The 20552-nt window shown below is 38.8% G+C and carries 16 protein-coding genes; 1 reads left to right on the forward strand and 15 read right to left on the reverse strand.

Features of this window, described 5'->3' with window-relative positions:
- Positions 1 to 19: 19 nt before the first annotated feature.
- From M3210_RS09795 to M3210_RS09810, 4 genes are all read right to left on the reverse strand, one after another.
- Positions 20 to 805, reverse strand: a complete 786-nt coding sequence (locus tag M3210_RS09795; protein ID WP_251513926.1) for a carbon-nitrogen family hydrolase — start codon at positions 803 to 805, stop codon at positions 20 to 22.
- A 353-nt stretch (positions 806 to 1158) separates the two neighbouring features.
- The gene (locus tag M3210_RS09800; RefSeq protein ID WP_251513927.1) at positions 1159 to 2988 is read right to left on the reverse strand and encodes an ABC transporter substrate-binding protein; all 1830 of its coding nucleotides are present in this window, start codon (positions 2986 to 2988) and stop codon (positions 1159 to 1161) included.
- 55 nt (positions 2989 to 3043) lie between these two features.
- Entirely contained in the window at positions 3044 to 4450 is a 1407-nt protein-coding gene (locus tag M3210_RS09805; protein ID WP_251514006.1) for an ABC transporter permease, read from the reverse strand.
- A 98-nt stretch (positions 4451 to 4548) separates the two neighbouring features.
- On the reverse strand, positions 4549 to 5979 hold the full coding sequence (locus M3210_RS09810; RefSeq protein WP_251513928.1) for an ABC transporter permease: 1431 nt from the start codon (positions 5977 to 5979) through the stop codon (positions 4549 to 4551).
- Positions 5980 to 6108: 129 nt separating this feature from the next.
- Here M3210_RS09810 and M3210_RS20435 point away from each other — a divergent pair, with 129 nt between their 5' ends.
- Positions 6109 to 7836, forward strand: coding sequence for an ABC transporter ATP-binding protein (locus M3210_RS20435; RefSeq protein WP_285853696.1), 1728 nt, complete (start codon positions 6109 to 6111; stop codon positions 7834 to 7836).
- A gap of 125 nt (positions 7837 to 7961) precedes the next feature.
- Here M3210_RS20435 and M3210_RS09825 read toward each other — a convergent pair whose 3' ends face one another.
- From M3210_RS09825 to M3210_RS09875, 11 genes are all read right to left on the reverse strand, one after another.
- Positions 7962 to 8726, reverse strand: a complete 765-nt coding sequence (locus M3210_RS09825) for a DUF3891 family protein (RefSeq protein ID WP_251513930.1) — start codon at positions 8724 to 8726, stop codon at positions 7962 to 7964.
- A gap of 193 nt (positions 8727 to 8919) precedes the next feature.
- Positions 8920 to 9810, reverse strand: coding sequence for a BCCT family transporter (locus M3210_RS09830; RefSeq protein WP_251513931.1), 891 nt, complete (start codon positions 9808 to 9810; stop codon positions 8920 to 8922).
- Between the two features lie 3 nt (positions 9811 to 9813).
- On the reverse strand, positions 9814 to 10815 hold the full coding sequence (locus tag M3210_RS09835; RefSeq protein ID WP_251513932.1) for a LacI family DNA-binding transcriptional regulator: 1002 nt from the start codon (positions 10813 to 10815) through the stop codon (positions 9814 to 9816).
- A 100-nt stretch (positions 10816 to 10915) separates the two neighbouring features.
- On the reverse strand, positions 10916 to 13015 hold the full coding sequence (locus M3210_RS09840) for an ADP-ribosylglycohydrolase family protein (RefSeq protein WP_251513933.1): 2100 nt from the start codon (positions 13013 to 13015) through the stop codon (positions 10916 to 10918).
- A 17-nt stretch (positions 13016 to 13032) separates the two neighbouring features.
- A complete protein-coding gene (locus tag M3210_RS09845; RefSeq protein WP_251513934.1) occupies positions 13033 to 14184 on the reverse strand; it encodes an ADP-ribosylglycohydrolase family protein in 1152 nt (383 codons plus the stop codon).
- Positions 14185 to 14195: 11 nt separating this feature from the next.
- Positions 14196 to 15650, reverse strand: a complete 1455-nt coding sequence (locus tag M3210_RS09850) for an extracellular solute-binding protein (RefSeq protein WP_251513935.1) — start codon at positions 15648 to 15650, stop codon at positions 14196 to 14198.
- 101 nt (positions 15651 to 15751) lie between these two features.
- Positions 15752 to 16627: a carbohydrate ABC transporter permease gene (locus M3210_RS09855; RefSeq protein WP_251513936.1), complete on the reverse strand. Its 876-nt coding sequence runs from the start codon at positions 16625 to 16627 to the stop codon at positions 15752 to 15754.
- 13 nt (positions 16628 to 16640) lie between these two features.
- Entirely contained in the window at positions 16641 to 17486 is an 846-nt protein-coding gene (locus M3210_RS09860) for an ABC transporter permease (RefSeq protein WP_251514008.1), read from the reverse strand.
- Positions 17487 to 17523: 37 nt separating this feature from the next.
- Positions 17524 to 18432, reverse strand: a complete 909-nt coding sequence (gene rbsK / locus M3210_RS09865; RefSeq protein WP_251513937.1) for a ribokinase — start codon at positions 18430 to 18432, stop codon at positions 17524 to 17526.
- Between the two features lie 6 nt (positions 18433 to 18438).
- Positions 18439 to 18756 (reverse strand): DUF4387 domain-containing protein, encoded by a 318-nt coding sequence (locus M3210_RS09870; protein WP_251513938.1) that lies wholly within the window; start codon positions 18754 to 18756, stop codon positions 18439 to 18441.
- Positions 18749 to 20113: an acyclic terpene utilization AtuA family protein gene (locus M3210_RS09875; protein WP_251513939.1), complete on the reverse strand. Its 1365-nt coding sequence runs from the start codon at positions 20111 to 20113 to the stop codon at positions 18749 to 18751. The genes M3210_RS09870 and M3210_RS09875 overlap by 8 nt, the downstream gene beginning before the upstream one ends.
- Between the last annotated feature and the right edge of the window lie 439 nt (positions 20114 to 20552).

A 20552-nucleotide genomic window follows, 5' to 3' on the forward strand; every position in this document is an offset into this window, starting at 1 on the left:
TTTCTTTTTCTGTTTTCTATTAGTATAATTCTGGAACACGACTAGCAAAAACTGGGACATTCTCTCTTACTTCTAGTACTCTATCTGGATTGAGACTTCCCCTTATGGTTTCTTCTTTATTTTCAGAACCTTTCGCGAGGACCTCTCCCCACGGATCAACGATTAACGAAGCTCCTGTATATTCAACACCATCCAACGTACCAACATTATTCGATGATACAACATACATCTGGTTTTCAATCGCCCGAGCAATTTGCAGACTAACCCAGTGATTTGTTCGAGGCTTTGGCCACTCCGCAACAACAAATAAAACCTGTGCCCCATCGAGTGCCAGCTTCCTAGCCAACTCAGGAAAACGGAGGTCATAACAGATGATGACACCCATGCGGACCCCATCCAATTCAAATGTTTCCACCTTTTCTTCCCCGCCCGTTAGATATGCTGGTTCATTCAGCATCGGGACAAGATGGATCTTATTATATTTATAAACAAGTTCACCTTTTCGGTTAAAAATAAGACTCGTATTATAGATATTGCCATTTACTTTATTGGCAATTGAACCGCCAACAATATTAATTTGATGTTTTTTGGCCAAATCACTCAGGAAAGATTGAGTTGGTTCTGATAATTCATCTGCGGTTGCATCAAGCTGTTCAAGTACATACGAGGTGGTCCACATTTCTGGTAAAACAATTATGTCGGGTGCATCCTCTTGCATCTGTGTTTCAACCCAGCGACTAACTTTCTTACGGTTTTTCTCTGGAGAACCTGGAACGAGTTCCATTTGGTAGACTGCGATTTTCATATTGGTCAGCTCCTTTTGTTATGTATGATTATTATGTTGTATTTTGAAATTTATTAAGGTTGAGCCTATTAAATTAAAATAATAACATAATTTTTGATAATTTACTGTATTGTAATCAAAATACCATTCATTAGATATATTTAAGTAGTCAAGTTAACGTTGTTTTTTGTTTAAGTTTAGGGATGGTTTGCTGAATAATATTGGAATTTCAAATACGATGAGAAAGCCAGAAATTAATTATTCAAAAACTGCGTATCAAAAGTAATAATTTTAAAAAAAGCCATGTGTGAAAGAAAAGCTCACCACACATGACTTTTTTTATTATCTATCATCATCCATTTCTCATAATCTACCTAGTTACCATCATACTCACTCAAAAGCTCTTTCACTTTCTCACTATCTGCTTCCAATGATAGCCCTGTATCAACTAATGGTGTTACTGTTGATACTGCATTCATTTTATTCCCTTGATAGAAACTGATGATTTCTTCTTGGTTAACAGAATAAAGTACGGCTTGACGTAATGGCACGCTAGAAGAAACCTCTCGATTATCCATATTAAATGCTAGATAGGAGACTCCGTTACTTTCATTTTGTTGCAATGTAAGTTTGTCGTCCTCTTCCACGATATCATATTTCGTTTCAGGAACTCCGTTTAAAATATGGATTTCTCCGTTTCGTAAAGCTGAAAGTGCACTATCCGGATCTTGGATAAACTTCACGATGACTTCGGAGATCTTCGGTTCTTTTTCTGTACCAGGCATGTAAGCTGGGTTTTTCACAAAATGTGCTTCATAATCGTTTTTATGCGTCATGATGTAAGGACCGCTTGCGTATAGCGTATTATCATAGCTGTTACCCTCGGTTACCGTGCGTTGGTCACCATAGGCAATATCCGTATTCACATCGTAATCTTCTACATCATACGTATTGATGCTTTCCACTTGGTCTTTAGAAACGATTCCTGCTGATTGATGCGCTAAATAATTTAGCACTTGTGGGAATGGATTTTCTGTAGTTACTTTAACAACTTGGTAAACTCCAGATTCATTATCTACTTGCGTCTTATCTGTTACCAATTCAGTAATTTCGTTATCAATACCTTCTTCAAGCTTTTCACGTACTGTTCCACCGTCTGTAGCTGCTGTGTCCAATTCACTTAAATCACTGACAATCGAGATTTCCTTCATACTTTCATGCAAGCTGTATGTGCGGTGATCTGGTACTGAATCTTTATCTTTAGCACGTTCTAATGAAAATACTACATCCTCCGCACCAACACGTTCGCCAGTATCAACTGCTTCCATGTCTTCTACCGCCGCAAAATTAATATCATCACGCAATAAGAAATAATAATCTTCGTTACCTTCTGCAATCGCATGGTTTAAAGATAAGGAACCGTCAGAAACTACTTGGTCATCATCCGTCAGATTCACTAAACGAACATACATATTCGTGTTTAACGTATTGATGGAACCATCATTTCCTTTAATTGGATCAAGTGAAGTCAACGCGCCAATCGCTTGTTGAAGAATTAAAGGTTCTGAATCACGTTTTGATTCATCAACAAAGTCATAATCCTCCCAGACTGCTGCTCTTGATTTCGGTAGACGTACAGTTGATTCATCAATGACTTCATGATTCACGGCCTGCGCTTTATAAGAAACATAAAGCGGCACGATATACGCTTGATCAAAAACGACATGTTGTTCTAATTCTTTATAAGTCTCTGTGTACTCATCTTGTAATTGTGTGCTGGCTTTATTGACTAATTCGTCTGCTTTTTCATCCGCAAACAAGCTGTTATCACCATCAGATGTAAACAAGGAACGAACGGCATAGTCAGGGTTACCTGTTACTGTCGTCCAGCTGTTTAAAGCTAAATCATAGTTGCCCGCTTCTTTTTGGGATGTAAAGCTACCATAATCCGGTTGGATATTCAGTTCTACGTTAAAACCATTTTTAGTGAGTTGGTCACGTAGAATATTCAAATCATCTTCGCTAGTACTCATCCCTAAAATTTCAATTGTAGGAGCAGATGCTGTACCTGTTCCTTTGTCTTCTGCTGTCTCACTAGTTGAATCTGTAGAGGAATCGTCCTCTTTCACATCAGATTCTGTATTTAAACAGCCGGCTAATACTAAAGCAATGAACGCCATTAATAAAACTATTCGTTTTTTCAACTCTGTATACCCCCATTTTATTAACATAGTCTTAGACTAATGTTTATTCTCTTCATCAATCCATTTTTGGATCGAGCGAGTCTCTTAAACCATCCCCAAAGAAGTTAAAAGAAAGCACCAATAATATAATCGCTATACCTGGGAAGATCGCCAAATATGGATGAGTTTCAAGGTACTCGCTTCCAACTCTCAGGACATTCCCCCATTCAGGTACATGCGGTTCCACACCTAACCCCAGGAAACTTAAACTGCTCGTTGCAATAATTGCACCACCGATCGTAAAGGTAGCTTTGACGATCATCGGTGCCAGGGAATTAGGGACCACATGCTGAAAGAGAATTTTCCACTCTGATTCCCCAAGTGCTTTTGCCGCTTCGACATACTCCAAATTGGAGACCATCATCACATTGGCACGCATCGTACGTGCATAGGTTGGTATCGAACCGACACTTAATGCAATGATCAAATTTGTTGTGCTGGAACCAAACGCTGCGATAATCGCAATCGCGAGTAATATACCAGGAATTGCGTAAAGAACATCAAGAATACGCATGATGACATTGTCCAGCGACTTACTAAAGTAGCCGGCTACCGCACCCAATCCTCCACCTATGACGAATGGGATGATAGTGGTTACTACACCGACAATGAGTGAAATGCGTGCCCCGTAAATAATCCGGGAAAACACATCACGTCCAAAGTTATCTGTACCAAAAGGATGCATTAAACTAGGCTCCAAAAGCATCGCTTCATAGTTATTTTCAGAAGCAAAGGAATAGACGAACGTACCGATGCTGGCAACGGAAATAGCGAATGTAAAAATAACAAACAAGAGACCGAGCATGGCTGTAAAGTTTCTTGTAATCTTATTCCAAAGTTTATTCCATTTATCTACAGCTGATGCATCTCGATTCGTGGACTTGACCAACAAACTATATCCTAAGATGAAGCCAAATAGGTTACCAGTGACACCCCTTAGAAATAATGCAATACCAAGCCATTTCAGCTTATTATTCTTTTGATGCACTACATCGTTTCGATTAAAATACAGCACCAGAACGATATCCATAATCAGGAATAAGGTCAGGACCGTCATGGTCATCATGAACTTATCCGATACATAAGGTTTAAATACATTGAATAAAGACACACCGACAATTAGAAACTGTGCAATCAACATGAAATAGCTAAGCGTATATTCAATCGAAGGCTTACGTCGTAACATGCGAAAAGCAAAAGCAGTCGAAAAGACATTTCCAACTAGTATACTTGGCAATTGGATTGCACCAAGGATCCTGGACCGCTTTTGAATCGTTCCTTCTGTCAGTAAATCCCTTTTTATACAATAAGTAATAATACCTTGCAAGACAGATATTAAAAGATAAGCGAGACTAAAAATGCCCCAACCCATACTCCAAGTATCCTCTGAAAAATCATAAACATTGAATAAGAAAATAACCATTAATGCAATTGAAATAACAAAGGTGAATTGAGCCTGCTTATACTCCTCAGACTGTTTTAATGCAAATACTTGTTGTGTCGACACGTGATTCACCTCAATTATACGTTTTTCATTTGTGAACGAATCCTCGGATTTAGTAAAGCATATAAAATATCAACAAGTAAGTTCACCAGGGAGATAACGATGGCAATATAGACAACCCCTCCTAATACAGCAGGGATATCTGGGATAAATTGTTTATCGACGATATAACTCCCTATTCCACTAATATTAAACACTTTCTCCGTCACCGCGGCACCGCCAAGCATTCCGCCAAATTGGAGACCAACCAACGTAATAATGGGAATCATTGCGTTTCGTAACGCATGATTAACAAATATTGGCCCAGGCTTTAACCCTTTAGCTTTAGCTGTGATGATGTAATCTTCATTGATGACTTCGAGAATCGAAGAGCGTGTCATCCGGGCGATCGATGCTGTTAGTCCAGTCCCGAGGACAATGACGGGCATGATGATCGATAGCCAGTTACTTGGCGAATAGGTTGCTGGCAGTATCCCCCAATTGATGGAGAAGTTTAAAATAAAGATAAGCCCTTGCCAAAAGTTCGGAATCGACAAGCCGATTAAAGCAATGAACATGAGCGTATAATCCCAAAACGTATTCATTCTTGCTGCAGAAATCATCCCAATCGGTATAGCAATCACAATTGCCATCAACAGTGACCAAAGAGCGATGATCAATGTAATTGGGAATCTATTCGCAATGCTTGTCATGACATCTTCATTTCCTGTATACGAATATCCTAAATCAAATGATAGGATGCCTTTTACTGCATGCCATAACTGGACATGATATGGTTGATCCAAACCGTATTGGCGGTTGAACTCCTCACGTTGTTCCATTGTTGCTGCTTCCCCGAGGATATTTGCCGCCGGGTCCGTCGGTGAGAAATATAACATCGTGAATACAAAGATCGTCACAGAAACAATTACAAAAATGGTCATTACGATTCGTTCTGCTATGTATCGAATAAAAGGATTGGAATAAATAAGCAAGTAGAGATACATGAATATTCCCGGAATAAAACTCAAAACCAGGAATAACTTGTTTTGTAAGCAATCTTGAAAGAAACGGTGATAATTCATTTCTTCCATATTTTGATTAGCCAATTCAGCCTTTGCTAATTTCAATACCTGCTCATCACTGAGTTGCGTCGCCAACTGCTCCATTTCATCTTCAAGAATTGGTTCGTTGAAATATTCCTTTTTACTGCGGTATTGCTTTCTATACCGTTCCAAAAGTTCCTCATATTTTGGAGAGTGTCGCATCATTTCGATTTGTTTATGAAGTTGCTTTTGGTACGTTGTATGCCGGAAATTAATTTTATAATAAATCCAACTGACGATATGCACAGGTAATCCTAAGATAACCAACCAAATCGTTTGCATAGAACTTTCACTTATATGACGATAGCTTTTCTCCAGCTTTCCTCCAGTTGAGACCATCGATTTCGTTGTCTGGGATGGCAAAATCTCACCTCCACTCCTTAAGTTGATTAATCCTATGAATTTAGTATACTATGTAATAAAACAGTATAGAATCTATTGAGACGGAAGTCAATGAGAAGAAATTAGCATAATAGAAAAAGAGGATTTACAATGGAGAATCTTTTACAAGTAGATAATTTACACGTTTCCTTTATCTCAAATCAGGAAGTATTTGAAGCTGTAAAGGGAGTCAGCTTTGACATAAAAAAAGGCGAAACACTTGGGATTGTTGGCGAGTCCGGTTCAGGTAAAAGTGTAACCGCACGGTCGATTATGCGGTTACTACCATCTCCCCCTGCAATGATGACAGACGGGAGCATAGAATTTTCAGGAAAAATGATTTCCACTTTTAACGATAAACAAATGGAAGCCATTCGCGGGAAAGAGATTAGTATGATCTTCCAAGATCCGATGACTTCCCTGAATCCTACAATCAAAGTCGGGAAGCAAATCGACGAAATGTTGATGAAGCATCAGCAACTCAGTGCTCAAGCAGCGAAAGAGAGAACGATTGAGATGTTGAAACTCGTCGGGATCAACAATGCAGCGGAACGATATAATCAATATCCGCATGAGTTCTCTGGAGGAATGAGGCAACGCGCCATGATTGCAATGGCCGTAGCTTGCCAACCTAAACTGCTCATCGCGGATGAACCGACAACCGCGCTGGATGTAACCATCCAAGCACAAATCCTCCGATTGATGAAAAAAATGCAAAAGCAATTCGGGACATCCATTATTTTAATTACGCATGACTTAGGTGTTGTCGCAGGCATGTGTGACCGCGTAATTGTAATGAAAGAAGGGGAAATCGTCGAGAGGAATACAACCGAAAAAATATTCTCTTCGCCGCAGCATCCATATACGCAAAAGTTATTGAATGCCTTGCCACGACTACATGAAAAGAAACAGCCAAAAAACGAATCCCAACTGCCTGAAGATATCCATCCGGATCAAGCCCTTGTGGAAGTGAGAGATTTAAAGAAAGAATTCCCTCTCAGGAACGGACAGACATTAAAGGCAGTCAACTCGATAAGCTTTTCCATTCAACCGGGTGAAACGTTAGGACTTGTTGGTGAATCCGGATCTGGAAAATCAACGACAGGGAGATTGTTGTTACAACTGCAGAAGGAAACAGATGGAGAAATATTATATAAAGGAATGGCGATCAATCGACTAAAGAAAAAGGAAATAAAACAGATCCGTAAAGAAATCCAGATTATCTTCCAAGACCCCTACGCTTCACTTAATCCCAGAATGAAGGTAATGGATATTATCGGGCATTCATTAGATGTACATAAACTGTATAAAACAAAAGCTGAACGAAAAGCAAGAGTGGAAGAATTATTGGAGTTAGTTGGATTAGATAAAGCCCATGCGATGCGCTATCCGCATGAATTTTCCGGTGGACAGAGGCAACGAATCGGTATTGCTAGAGCGTTGGCTGTCAATCCTAAATTTATTGTTTGTGATGAACCACTATCTGCCCTTGATGTTTCCATCCAAGCACAGGTTGTAGAGCTACTAAAGGACTTACAAGAGAAACTTGGTCTGACTTATTTATTTATCGCTCATGACTTATCCATGGTCAAACATATCAGTGATCGAATCGCGGTAATGAATGCCGGGAAGCTTGTTGAACTTGCTGAGAGTGAGGAACTTTACAGCAATCCGATTCATCCTTATACGAAATCGTTATTATCAGCAGTTCCAATACCTGATCCGGCCATTGAATCGAAGAAATTAAAACAAGAAGCAGTAAAAGTACCAAAGTATGATGTAAACCACGGTGAATTTAAAGAGGTAAAACCAGGACATTGGGTGTTGGTTGAGGAATAATTAAAAGCATACAGACTTCATTAAGCACTGGACTTAATGAAGTCTTTTTTATGAGTATGTTCAATACTGTTAATCAAAAAAGTGAAGTGCAGCTACGTAACCCCTTCCTATTATGACAAACCTTACTAATCCCCTTTCACATACACACTAAAGATCTCTTCTACCGCCTCATTATAACTTTTCCTTATGCCTTTTTTAGCTATTTCAACTTTGGATACTTTTTTAAACGGGATGGAAACAGTGAAAGTTTCTTGGAAAGGAGATTTCTCACTGCCAATTGTATGTTTATCTATCCATTCCAAATGAAGTCTTTTGCCAAATTGCTCCTCCACATGTTTTGGAAACGGAATCCCCTTTTTAAAAAAGTAATGAAAGTCCTCCTGCCCTGCCCCGGGTTCGTTTAAGCAAAGAAATAATGAAAGGTTATCAGCGAATTGGAGCAGTTCAAAGTGGGAAGCTACTAGTTCATGATCCACTCTAAATTCTTCTTGAATTGATTTTTGCCTATTTTCTTCATTTATAACAAACCGGGTGGCTTCTGGAGAGGGATCATGCGCAAGGAAGTTTGCATAATGCTTGCTGCATAACAACCCTGCATAAAGATCTTCTTTTGCTACCTCATCAATTCCATGCTTATATAGAATGGTTTTTATATGGTCGGGATAATCAATAAAACTATAAGGTATTTGTTTTTCATCATTCCATAGAGGTTCAGCATCAAAGTTTCTCCAACCGAAATCATGCATCTTAATCGCATAAAGCACCGAACGTTGCCAATCGTCATCCGGAAGAAATTCCTTCCTCAACTTCATCGTCATTTGTTCTGAAATAATGGCGTGATCATGCTGGCGTATCATTAAAAAGTTATCATCCTGTTCTCGGATAATCATGGAATCCCTCCTCTATTCTTTATCCTTTATCTAATACCAATCATACCCCAAAAGCGAAGAAATACATCGCTTAACAAGGGAGAAGTAACTAATAAAAAAATTCTAAGCAATTGCATAGAATCTCTACAACAATTACTTAGAATTAAATTACGAAGTCCTTAATAAGGGGATATATTGTCTAGCCACACAACACTTAAGAGCTCTTCCTTCTATCCTCCAGCTCTTCTTCTCTCACATGCCCACTCACCAACTTCTCCTTACGCAATGATTTAAAGAATGATATCGCCATCACTACGATAACTATTGAGACTGGTAGTCCTGCAGCGGCAGATACAGTTTGTAGCGGTGTTAATCCACCGGTTAAATGTAAAGCAATTGCCACACCGGCGATAACCATTGCCCATAGAATTTTACTGCGTGTTGATGGGTCTGTGCTTTCTTCGCTATACATACCAAGCACATAAACAGTCGAATCTGCCGAGGTAACGAAAAAGATGATTAATGAAATAAATGTCATTAAAATGAGTATTGGTGATGCTGGGAATAGTTCTAGGAAATAGAAAAGAGCTGTATTCATATTTTCTAAAATTCGATTGACAAGTTCTGAATCTCCGAGGTTAATAATGTTATAGAGGGCAGTTCCTCCGAATGTCCCATACCAAATCATTGTTGCAATCGTTACTTCCCCAAGAACAAATTCCCTAATCGTTCTCCCTTTTGATATCCGAGCGAAAAATAGTCCTACAAATACACCGAAGCTAATTGCCCAACCCCAATAGAAGAAATCCCAGCCTGCTTGCCAGCTATAATCATCAAGAAATGGCTCTAGATGAAAGCTCATAGCCAGAAAATTACTTAGATAGTCTCCAGTTGATGTAAATAGTATTTCTACGATCTTCACGCTTGGACCAAGAATGAATACTGCAACCAAGATCGTTAATGCAATTACAATGTTAGTATTGGATAACCATTTAATCCCTCGTTCAATGCCACTGCTTGCCGATAGGGTAAAGATAAGAGTTAGGATGAGGATTAAGATAATGTTCTTCCACCACGGATAATGCATAAAAAAAAGCGAATACACCCTCTACCTTCGACTCGACTCCCTCACAATCAACTCCACATTCAATTCAACATTACGATTTATTGTTTCATCTGGTTTTTCAATCAATGATATTAATTGAGTCACCGCATTTTCTCCAATTTCTACAACTGGTTGTTTAATTGTACTAATTTCGGGATTCACCATTTCCGTCAACTGTATCCCATCAAAACCAATAATCGCGATTTCTTGAGGAATGGGCACTTGCTGTTTGGCAAAAGTTTTTAATGCGCCGATTGCCATGAGATCATTCGCATAAAATACACCGTCGATATTCTGATTCGAAGCAAGCATTGCCTCAGTAATATTCTTTCCGCTCTCTAGCGAGAAATCACCTTCAAAAATGATTGGTTCAAGATTCAAATCCTCGACAGCGCTTAGATAACCATTCAATCTCTCTTTTGCAGTCAGGACTGTTTTCGGACCACTAATGTGTGCGATTGCCTTACATCCAATGTCTACCAAATGGTTGACTGCCATTTTTGCACCTTCAAAGTTATTTACACTTACCGTATTATTTTCCTTTGCATGCACTGCTCGGTCAATTTTCACAAAAGGAATATTTACCTGACTTAAGTAATCTTGGATTTCACTGGTCAATTCCGATTGTGCTAATAGAAACCCATCAACGTATCTGCTCCTAAGATTATTCCAAAAGTCCTTTTGATTTAATTCCTCTTCTTTTGTATTGATTAGCAGTAAACTATAACCCTTTTTCTTCGCGACATGTTCTATCGACTTAATCATCTCCGGGAAAAAGGGGTTCGTAATATCGGGAGTAATGAATGCAATCGTATTCGATTTCTGCTTCGCTAAACCACGCGCTATTGCATTCGGTGTGTAATTGAATTCATCCAGTACCTTTTGTATTTTTTTCTCTGTCTCTGGACTCGTATAGCTAACTTTATTCAAATAACGTGACACCGTAGCAATAGAAACCCCTGATGCTTTTGCAATCTCTCTTATAGTCACTTTTTTCTTCGTCACAACGTTTCTCCTATAAATCCATATTAACTGAATTATAACATAAATTTCCCCCTCAGTAAGGAAGGTGTTTCACGCAACATTGTTTCATCTCTCTGGACAACTATTCTCGAACCTCTACATGTTCATATTCACATGATCCAGCTTCTGAAAGTGAAAATCCGATCATTCCATGGGTTAATCGCTCATCCAGATGCTCTAATACTAAATCTCCATTAATGAAGAATTGAATTTCCGAACCACGGACCGCTACTTCAAACGTATAATCTTCATTTAAATTCCAGTCATAGTCCACGCTTTTCAATGTTTCTAAACCGAAATCATTAAGTTGAAGTGCTACTTTTCCTTCACCAGCAAAGCCTGCTTGATAATACTTCTGCGTTCCTAACGCACGGAATAAAAGAGCATGGTGATGACCAGCTGTTGGTTTTAATCCCGCTCGAATAACGGCATCCTTCATATAATAATGTCCAGTGAAAGAAGCACAGTCTTCGTTACTGTCAACTACCATCTTCCCACTTTCTAGATCCCAATTTCCTCGATGATGTGCGAATGGTGTAACACTCAGAAACTCAACAACCTGTTTTGAAAAATCAATATCATAGTTTGGCGCACCATAAATATGAAATTCATCCAAGAATATTTTCCCAAAGGCACGATAATCCCTCGGTGATGGACTTTCAATTGCAAAGCCCACTTCTTCAACGAAAGAACCTTCCGTATCTGGAATAATGAACTCTACTGTCTGCCACGTCTTATCTTCCAAAGTAACCGGCTCGAGCTCTACTACTTCTTTTGTAAATGTATCACGAATATATGGTGTCACAATAACTTCTTTTCCACGAAGTTGATCTAGATATAGTTTCATTGACACTGTTTGACCACTGTAAGCTTTCGGTGCAAATGTTGGTTTGTACTTTTCATCATTGAACTGATCTCTACGGTAAAATGTTTGATAATAAACTCTACTCTTTTCCCCTTCAACCATACGATCAATGAATATCTCTAAAGAACCAGGTGTGCGATATCCAAACTCATCATTTGGTTTTAATATCGTTTTGAAAGGTACTTCCGTTTGAAAACCATGTGTGGAACCAGGTAATGTGAAATCGAAAAACACATCTTCTTCCTTAAAGCCATTCACTAACATTTCAGGCGCTTGTTCACCTGACACATGGTACCCTAATAAGGCTAATGATTTTACGAAAGAAGGGATATCCAATATATTTAAATACCCTGAAACACTCGATGTTACTATAAAGTCATTAATCGGTGCGCGATACTTATCTTCAATACCATTAATTCCCACAAGCGTGCCAACAATCGATCCGACATTCCCTGCATTACAGTCTGTATCCCAGCCACATGCAGTCGCAATTTCAATTGTTTTCGATAAATCCCCTTCTCCGTACACGAGGGATAATACACATACTCCGGCGTTCGGAATGATATGGCAGACGCCCGTATATTTGTCATAACCCCATTCTTCCTCTAAATACTGGCGGCATTTCCAAAAATCATCGGGATGTTCTTTTTGAAAATCCAATACGGCATGTACAACTTTTGCATACGTTGAATCAGCCGGGATTTCTTTTAACCCACGGGATATGACTTCATCGATAGTTGAAGCTGAGAAAGCTTCTGCGATACATGCAGCAATGAATCGAGCACCATATAATCCATTAAGGTCATGGGAGACACTGGCTGCTTTCTCTGCATAATCTGCTGCTTTCGTTGGATTGTTCGGGAATATCCAGCCCCATGTATCAATGAAAATCTGACCACCAATCTGTTCCGCCATAATGATTCCATTTGTCTCGGCAGAGCCTGATTCCGGTGCTTCCATCCCTCGAAGTAAATTCAAATATGCCGTATGCTCGGTACTAACACCGTCTCCACCCCACCAGAACATTCCAATCCCTTCTCTGGAATAATTCAGCCATGCTCTAGCTACATCCTGAGCTTCCATCTCACGATCAACTGCATCATCGATTAAAGCACGAAGGAAAAATACTGGCCCATTCGCATCATCATCGGCAGAGAACACATTATAATCTTTTAAATATCCATTTACTTCACCATATACATCCGATATCATTTCCGGTGTCCATTCGGTTGGTTCCACTGGTGCACCTAAACGAATGCCAGCATTCATTCCAATAAAACCAGCGTATACTTTTTCTAAGTAATTATGTGGTATCAATTCATATGCCCCCTATATTATTCTATGATATCTGTAAGTACTGCGATTTTCTCAATGTCGCTCTTTATGATCTGTCTTGCAGTCTCTGCAAATTCCTCTGTAATGCTGTTGAAATCTAGTTGATTAGAAGTTTCAAGTAATGCAACATCTTCAGATTCAACTACTGAGGCACCATACATTGCACCAAGAATTACTCCAATCATCACTCCGATTGAATCGGTATCACGCCCCGAATTTATTCCATCATAAATAGATTTATAGAAAGCACCGTCATTATACAAAATAAAACCTAAAGCAAAAGGCAATTCTTCTATAGATCCTAGTCGACTCGGTGTATAATGATTCGATGGAATTCCAACTTTCTCCAATTTTCTAGATACATCATCTCCCATAGGTGAATATGGCAGAATCGCTTCTTGGAAAGCAGCAACAACTTCGTCCATCGTACAATTACTTGCTTTCAATTCTCGGGCAGCATTTGTAACTGCAATAATTGCCTGCTTTGTGCCGTCTTTAGCAAATTCAATTGACGTCTCAATAATTTCTTCTACTGTAACATCGGATTGAAAAGCTTTTGCGACACATGCAGCTAACACACCAGCAGCTTCCAACCCATAGCTCGTTTGATGTCCCATCGCAAATAGAATCGCTTCATCATACGCAGCCTTTGGATTTCCGGCATTTACAATTCCCACTGGTGCAATATACATTGCTGCACCACAATTAATCATGTTGCCGTAACCACCTTCCCGTGGTTCACAATTCGCTAGCGTATGACGCAGGAATATATGCTTTTCCGGGTAAAAAAGACGTTCGATGATCATATCTTCACGGTCAAATTCTGGGATATATGTTTTGCGAAAAGCAATCTCTTTAACAAATTCATTTGACATGTCGTACGCATCCAAGTGTCTTCTTTCAATGTTGTACACATTACATAAGGCTAATGTCATCAGGGTATCATCTGTCACAATTCCATTTCCGCGTTTTTTACCTTTATGTGCATCGTAACCCATTTCTTCCTTATACCATTTCGTTTTCAAACTTTCCACACGACCGTATCGTTCCTTAATTTCTTGATAGCTTAACTTTTCAACGGGAGCGCCGAGTGCATCACCCAGCGCCGTTGAAATTAGAACACCTTTGACTTTATCTTTAAAATTAGACATTCATATGCTCCTTATTTAATCGTTTCATTTGCTAATTCGGTCAATTCCGTACCACCTGCTGCATACCACTCTTCAACGAAATCTTCAAAAGCATCGAGTGGTAGTTTACCAGTAATTATATCTGCTGAGTATTCTCTATATAAGTTTTCCATTGCATCCCATTGTGAAATAGACTCTTGTGGGAGAATGAAGGTATTGTCTTCTGCAAAGTATTCACTTGCTAATTGTTCAGACTCGAGTCCTGGCTTACTTAGCATTGGTGTTTCTTCACTAATTGGTTTCGTAAATTCTACATCTACTGGCTCCCAATAGCGTGCATACCAATCTGAATAATAAGCATCCGTCAATTCAATGGAATCATCTGTTTCATTATGATGCTCTCCTTCAAATCCAAGACGGTCGAATTGTTGCCCTTCTGGACTAGCTAGATAATCCAAAATTTCGAACACCAAGTCTTTATTTGGAGATACTGCAGAAATCGCTACACCACGTGATTCTTTTGTAACATCAGATGCACCAAAACCTTGATAGATACCTTTTGCCGGTGGGAGCACTGCTAATTCAGCTTCCTCACCATTCACTTCTTTTACTCTAGTATTATAAAAATCTACAACCTTACCATTTGTACCAACTATTACACCGGCTTTGCCATCATAAAAGGCGTCTTCTTTCGTATCCCATTGTTTCGTTAAATATTGATTGTCCAGCAAACCTTCCTCATATAACTCCCTGTAAAAGGCAAGTTTCTCTTTTTCTTGCTCGGATACTTTACTAAATACATAACCATCATCTGTTTCCAACCATGTTTGATTGATGCCGAATGCGTTTTCAAAAATGAAGTCCAACTCTGCTATGTCACCAGCTACGGTCATTGCATAATCAGCATTACCAGTTTCCACTATTTCTTCAAATAGAGATTTGTAGTTTTCAATCGTCGGATCTGCTAATAATGCATCTGCAGTACTTAATTCATTTAAAATATCTTGGCGCACAACAGGCACTTTATAGTCAATTGGTTTTACCCATAATAAATATGGATAGTTATCTAATCTTAGTTCATTATGTGGTTGTAAAATATCCTTTAAATACTCCGACTCTTCAATATAGGGGCGAAGATCGACTAATAAATCCTGGTTGGCAATTTGTTGGTCTCCACCTTGGAAGTAAATCAAATCAGGGATTTCACCACTGTTTAATAACAAACTCAACTTCTCAGAGTAGTCTCCTTGAGCAACTTCTAATAATTCAAATTGCACATCTAAATCCTTATCTTCCTTTAACTTTTCAGCTAAAGTTTCATAGTATTTCACAGCATTTGGATTTGATGGCCCATCATCTTTGAACGCTACTTTGATGATTGTCTTTCCATCCTCTGTTACTTCTGCCTGAGGCTCTTCATCTGAAGAGCAAGCCGCTAATAAACCGATAAATAATAATGCAATCAGCAAAAATTTAATTTTTTTCATCTCTCAAGTACCTCCAATGTTTTTTGTCTTCATTTGTCCTTTGTACATTTCTTTCAACAATATAAATAAAGACATCCCCCTCCTTTAAAGAGACCTAAAAGTTAGTCTTTCACTCCACCATCCATCGTTCCTTTTGTAAAGTATTTTAGAATTAATGGATATAAAAGCAGTAAAGGTATAATCGCAATAACTATCGTACTTGACTGCAGTGAAGCGAAATCCAGACTTGCCAACACTTCTGGAGATAGATTCATGCCTGCCAACATTGTTGTATTATCTTGAGTCACAACAAATTGTCTTAAGACAACTTGTAGTGGCCATTTACCTGGATCGGAAATGTAAATCGTCGCACGGAAATATTCATTCCAATGATAAACTCCGTAAAATAAAGTCAATGTTGCTAACGCCGGTTTGGACAGAGGCAAGACGATTCGGGTGAATATGCGGAAGTGCCCAGCTCCATCAATTCTTGCTGATTCAATTATACTCTCAGGTATTTCCTGGAAGAAGCGCATCAAAATGAATAAATAGTACACATTAATCGCCTTATAGAAAATCAAAGATGCATAGGTGTTTAGTAATCCCAAATCCTTAACCAGCAAATACTCCGTAATCATGGATGGCTCAAATACCATAATCGCAATAAGAAATATTAATACGAAATTCTTACCTACAAAATTCGTACGGGCAAGTACATAAGCTGTAATTGAAGTTAAAGTGAGGTTCAGTACTGTTCCAACAATCGTTATGAATACAGAGTTGCCGATACTTTTTAAAATCATGGGATTGGATAAAATAATTTCATAGTTTATTAGTGAGAACCCCTTAGGAAAAATGCCCAAGCCTGACAATTCATTAACTCGATCTGGTGATGACAGGGACATGGCCAACAAATTCAGAAGGGGAATTAAAACAGCTAAAGAAACGAAAAATAAAATAGTATATATAATGGTCCGGGACCAGCTCATTCTTCTCATTTTAATTCCTCCATTACCATACACCTTTTCCTGTCAGTCGCTTAGACAGGAAATGTGTTCCTAAAATCAAGACCAAGCCAATGGCACCTTTAAATAGGCTGGCAGCAGTAGCATAGGAATACTCCCCGTTCAAAAGACCGATTCGATAAACATACGTATCTAAAATATCAATTTTACTGATTACGGAATCATTCATTAGATTAAACACTTGGTCAAAGCCCGCGTTCATAAAGAAACCAAGGTTTAATATGAATACGGTTACAACAGTGGTGGCAAGAGCTGGTAATGTAATGTGACGCATTTGCTGAAAGGTGCTTGCCCCATCAAGTTGTGCCGCTTCATATAAATGAGGACTGATTTTCATAATTGCTGCGATATAAAGAATACTGTCCCAACCTGCACTCCGCCACATTTCAGAAAACACAAGCACCCATCTGATATGGTCTTTGCTAGTCATAAAATCGAGAGAAGGAAGCTGGAAAAAGTTACGAATAATATTAAATCCCCCATCCGGACTTAAAAAACTGATCCAAATACCTGCGATAACAACCCAAGACAGGAAGTGCGGTAAATAGGATACAGATTGTACATATTTCCTAAAAGGACCTGAACGAACTTCACTGATCAGTAATGATAGAATAATAGGGATTGGGAATATAAAGATGATTTTCATCGTACTTATGATAATCGTATTTTGCAATACATCCATGAAGGCTGGGGAGCTGAACAGTACTTGAAAATGTTTTAGTCCTGCCCACGTATTCTCGCCAATAATCCGATAGTCTTCAAATGCCAATTTCATATTAATAATTGGAATGACGTGGAAAATAATGAAATAAGTAATTCCAGGTAGTAACATTAAATATAAAATCCAGTCGCTGCGAATCCTCTTTAGTTTAGCTTTCAAGCCTTCTCCCCTCCTTCTCCAATAGCTCGTTCATTTCATGTTTACGTGGCATGCCAGACTGTGCTCCTTTTTTCATGACTGCCAAACTTCCAGCATACGTGCCATAAACAATACAATCATGTAGTGGCATTCCTTCTGATAGAGCTACTGCAAATGCCCCGGTGAATGTATCACCTGCACCCGTCGTATCAATTGCTTTAACCCTTCTCGCAGGTACAGTTACAACTTCTTTACCATTATGGTATTTGACACCATACTTCCCACAAGTAACAATCAATTTATTCGGATACTTCGCCAAGAGTCCATCCTTATCACCTATGTCATCCGTAATAATGGAAACTTCATGCTCATTCGGAGTGATATACGTAATCTTCTCTAATATTTCATTCGACAGTAATTGCGCTGGTGCAGGATCAAGAATGATTGTTTTGTTATGGGAATGAAGAATAGGTATTAAGTATTCTAATGCATCTACTGGAACTTCCAACTGAAACACGAACAAATCATAGTTTAATAGATTTTCTAAATGTTGCTCACTATATTTCCGGTTCGTATATTGATTTGCACCAGGAACAATGATGATTCGATTTTCACTTTCACATAATTGAATAAATGCCGCTCCTGTCGAAACATCATTTCTAACATTTAAATAGTTTACATCTACATTTTCTTCTTTAAAATGTTCGAGAAGGATATTTTTTTGATCATCATTTCCTATTGAACCGAACAAAGCAACATCTCCGCCAAGCCTTGCCGCTGCAACTGCTTGGTTGGCACCCTTCCCACCAAAGTTCATGAAGAAATTTTCTCCGGAAACCGTTTCTCCAGCCTTGGGAAGTATTTTACTTTCTACAAAGTAATCGATATTGACACTGCCAAACACAGCAATTTTTTTCATCTTCTTCTACTCCTCATCGATGTCAATATTCATTAGCGGGGCGTGCTGTTGTGCCCCATATACATCACGATCTCCGGCACTGCCAGAAGAAATGTCTCTTGCCATCGTTATCTTAATTCCTAATGCTTGATCAAAGAATACAAAATGATGGATATCACTAACTTCAATATGATAGAGTCTTGCAATGCGTTCTTTCGTCAAAATTCCAGATTGCTTAACATGATCATACTTTTCCTTTTCTTCAAATAAAATATCCAAAGTTACTTCAAATGGACCAGCATTTTTACTGCGCAGTACTTTAGCATACTCATATAACTTAGTCATTACTTCCCACCTCCAACCATTCAATACGAAACGGATTATCAGTCACTTCCAGTAAATGATAGACAGAGAACTGATAAACGGGACCAAAGGTGACATCACTTGGTGCAAAAGGAAAGGCCAAATTACCTGCCGTTGATTTCCTTCCTTCATATCCATAGTGCAAGTAAGTGGAGCGAAGCGTAGCACAGAGCGCGTTTGCCAGTTCTTGAGTTTTTGCCAGCACTTCAAATAAAACGCCCACTTCATGACCTTGGAAAATCTCTGGTTCTTTATCTCCAAGTACCGCATTTTTTCCATAGTAGTAAAAGTTGATTTCATATTCTGTCTCTGGTACTTCAACATAATAATTTTTCACTTGTTTTTTGACTTCCTTTTCGACCTTCTCCAAATTAGCGAGTAATAACGGATCACGAATCCCTGCTATAACGAAGGCTCGATAGGATGTTTTCCGTGCACCCTCGAGTTTAACTAAATGCTTCTCTGTTTCTACATATGTACTGCCTTTGACTTCAACTACTCCTAGAGATTTCTCTGTAAAGCTACAATTTGATAAGTCTAATTGAAAACCTGGACCATTTAAGAGATACGGATGTTCTTTTTCATAAAAGGTATGGGCGGCGACACTGGTCTTTGTACATTTTCTCTCCGGGTTTAACGATTCTACGGTAAATGAATCCGAATAAATTGTTCCTAATATGCTATCTTTTGTCGTTCCGGGTTCCGCACACAATGCACCGCACTCCAGTATCTTTCCTAAGTGATAGGATAAACCTTCGTCCATTCCGTGATAAATGCCAATCGCAGCAAACGGAGAAGGGTCATAAGCCCGGCCGCAAACGATGATGTCTGCCCCTCCTTGAAGTGCCTCCAATATTGGTTCATGCCCCATTTGTGCAACGATTGAAGCAGTTTCCTGAACAGCTTCTTTCGTTAAATCCGGAATATTATTCGATAGGGGGGTAATTCTATTGTCGTCCAATGCATCGATAATATAGTCTTTTTCAAAATCAGCCCAAATGACTGCAATCTTTGCTTCATAGTTCTGTTCATGAATGATTTCTTTCAGAATAGCAAGCGTGTCTTCCACATGCTGTTTTGCTCCCGCTCCACCAGCTGATCCAATAATCGTCGGGATTTTATTTGGAATACCTTGCGCTAACATGATTTCCAAATCTTTTTTCACTGCCCTCTCACTGACAATCGATACTCCTGCACCGAGTTTATGCGGACCTGCATCTGTCGATCCTGCATCAACCACGATCCCGTCTATTTTCTGATCAAAAGCACGATCAAACGACTCTTTTGGAAATCCGTAACCAAGCATCCCGCTTGGTGAAACAATTCTAATCTCTTTCATATGTATCCCCTCACCTTGTTGAAGTTAAATTTTATACATCTGAACCATATATAAATTATTATTTGATCAAATATTTAATTAGGTAACCGGTTACATATAGGTACAAAAAAATATAAATATGTATGTAACCGGTTACCTAAATAATAGATCAGCTTTTCCTTTTAGTCAATTGATTTTTTGCAAAAAGTTTGTGTTATATAAAAATACAATTATTTCCGAATTAGATAAATCTATGAACTGTCAGCTTACATGAGTCAACCTCATAGCTCTCCTGCTAGGATAAGCTATGTTTGGGAGTAACATCCACAGAATCTGAAAGTAAGAGAGTGAGCGTCAAAAAGTCCACACAGCTGGCTCATTTTGTCAGATCAATCAACAACTTTAAAACCTTGTTCTTCCAACATTTCAATTGTTTGTTTCAAGCTAACATGTGAATCTG

The sequence above is a fragment of the Oceanobacillus luteolus genome (genome assembly GCF_023715655.1).
In the GTDB taxonomy this organism is placed as follows: domain Bacteria; phylum Bacillota; class Bacilli; order Bacillales; family Amphibacillaceae; genus Oceanobacillus; species Oceanobacillus luteolus.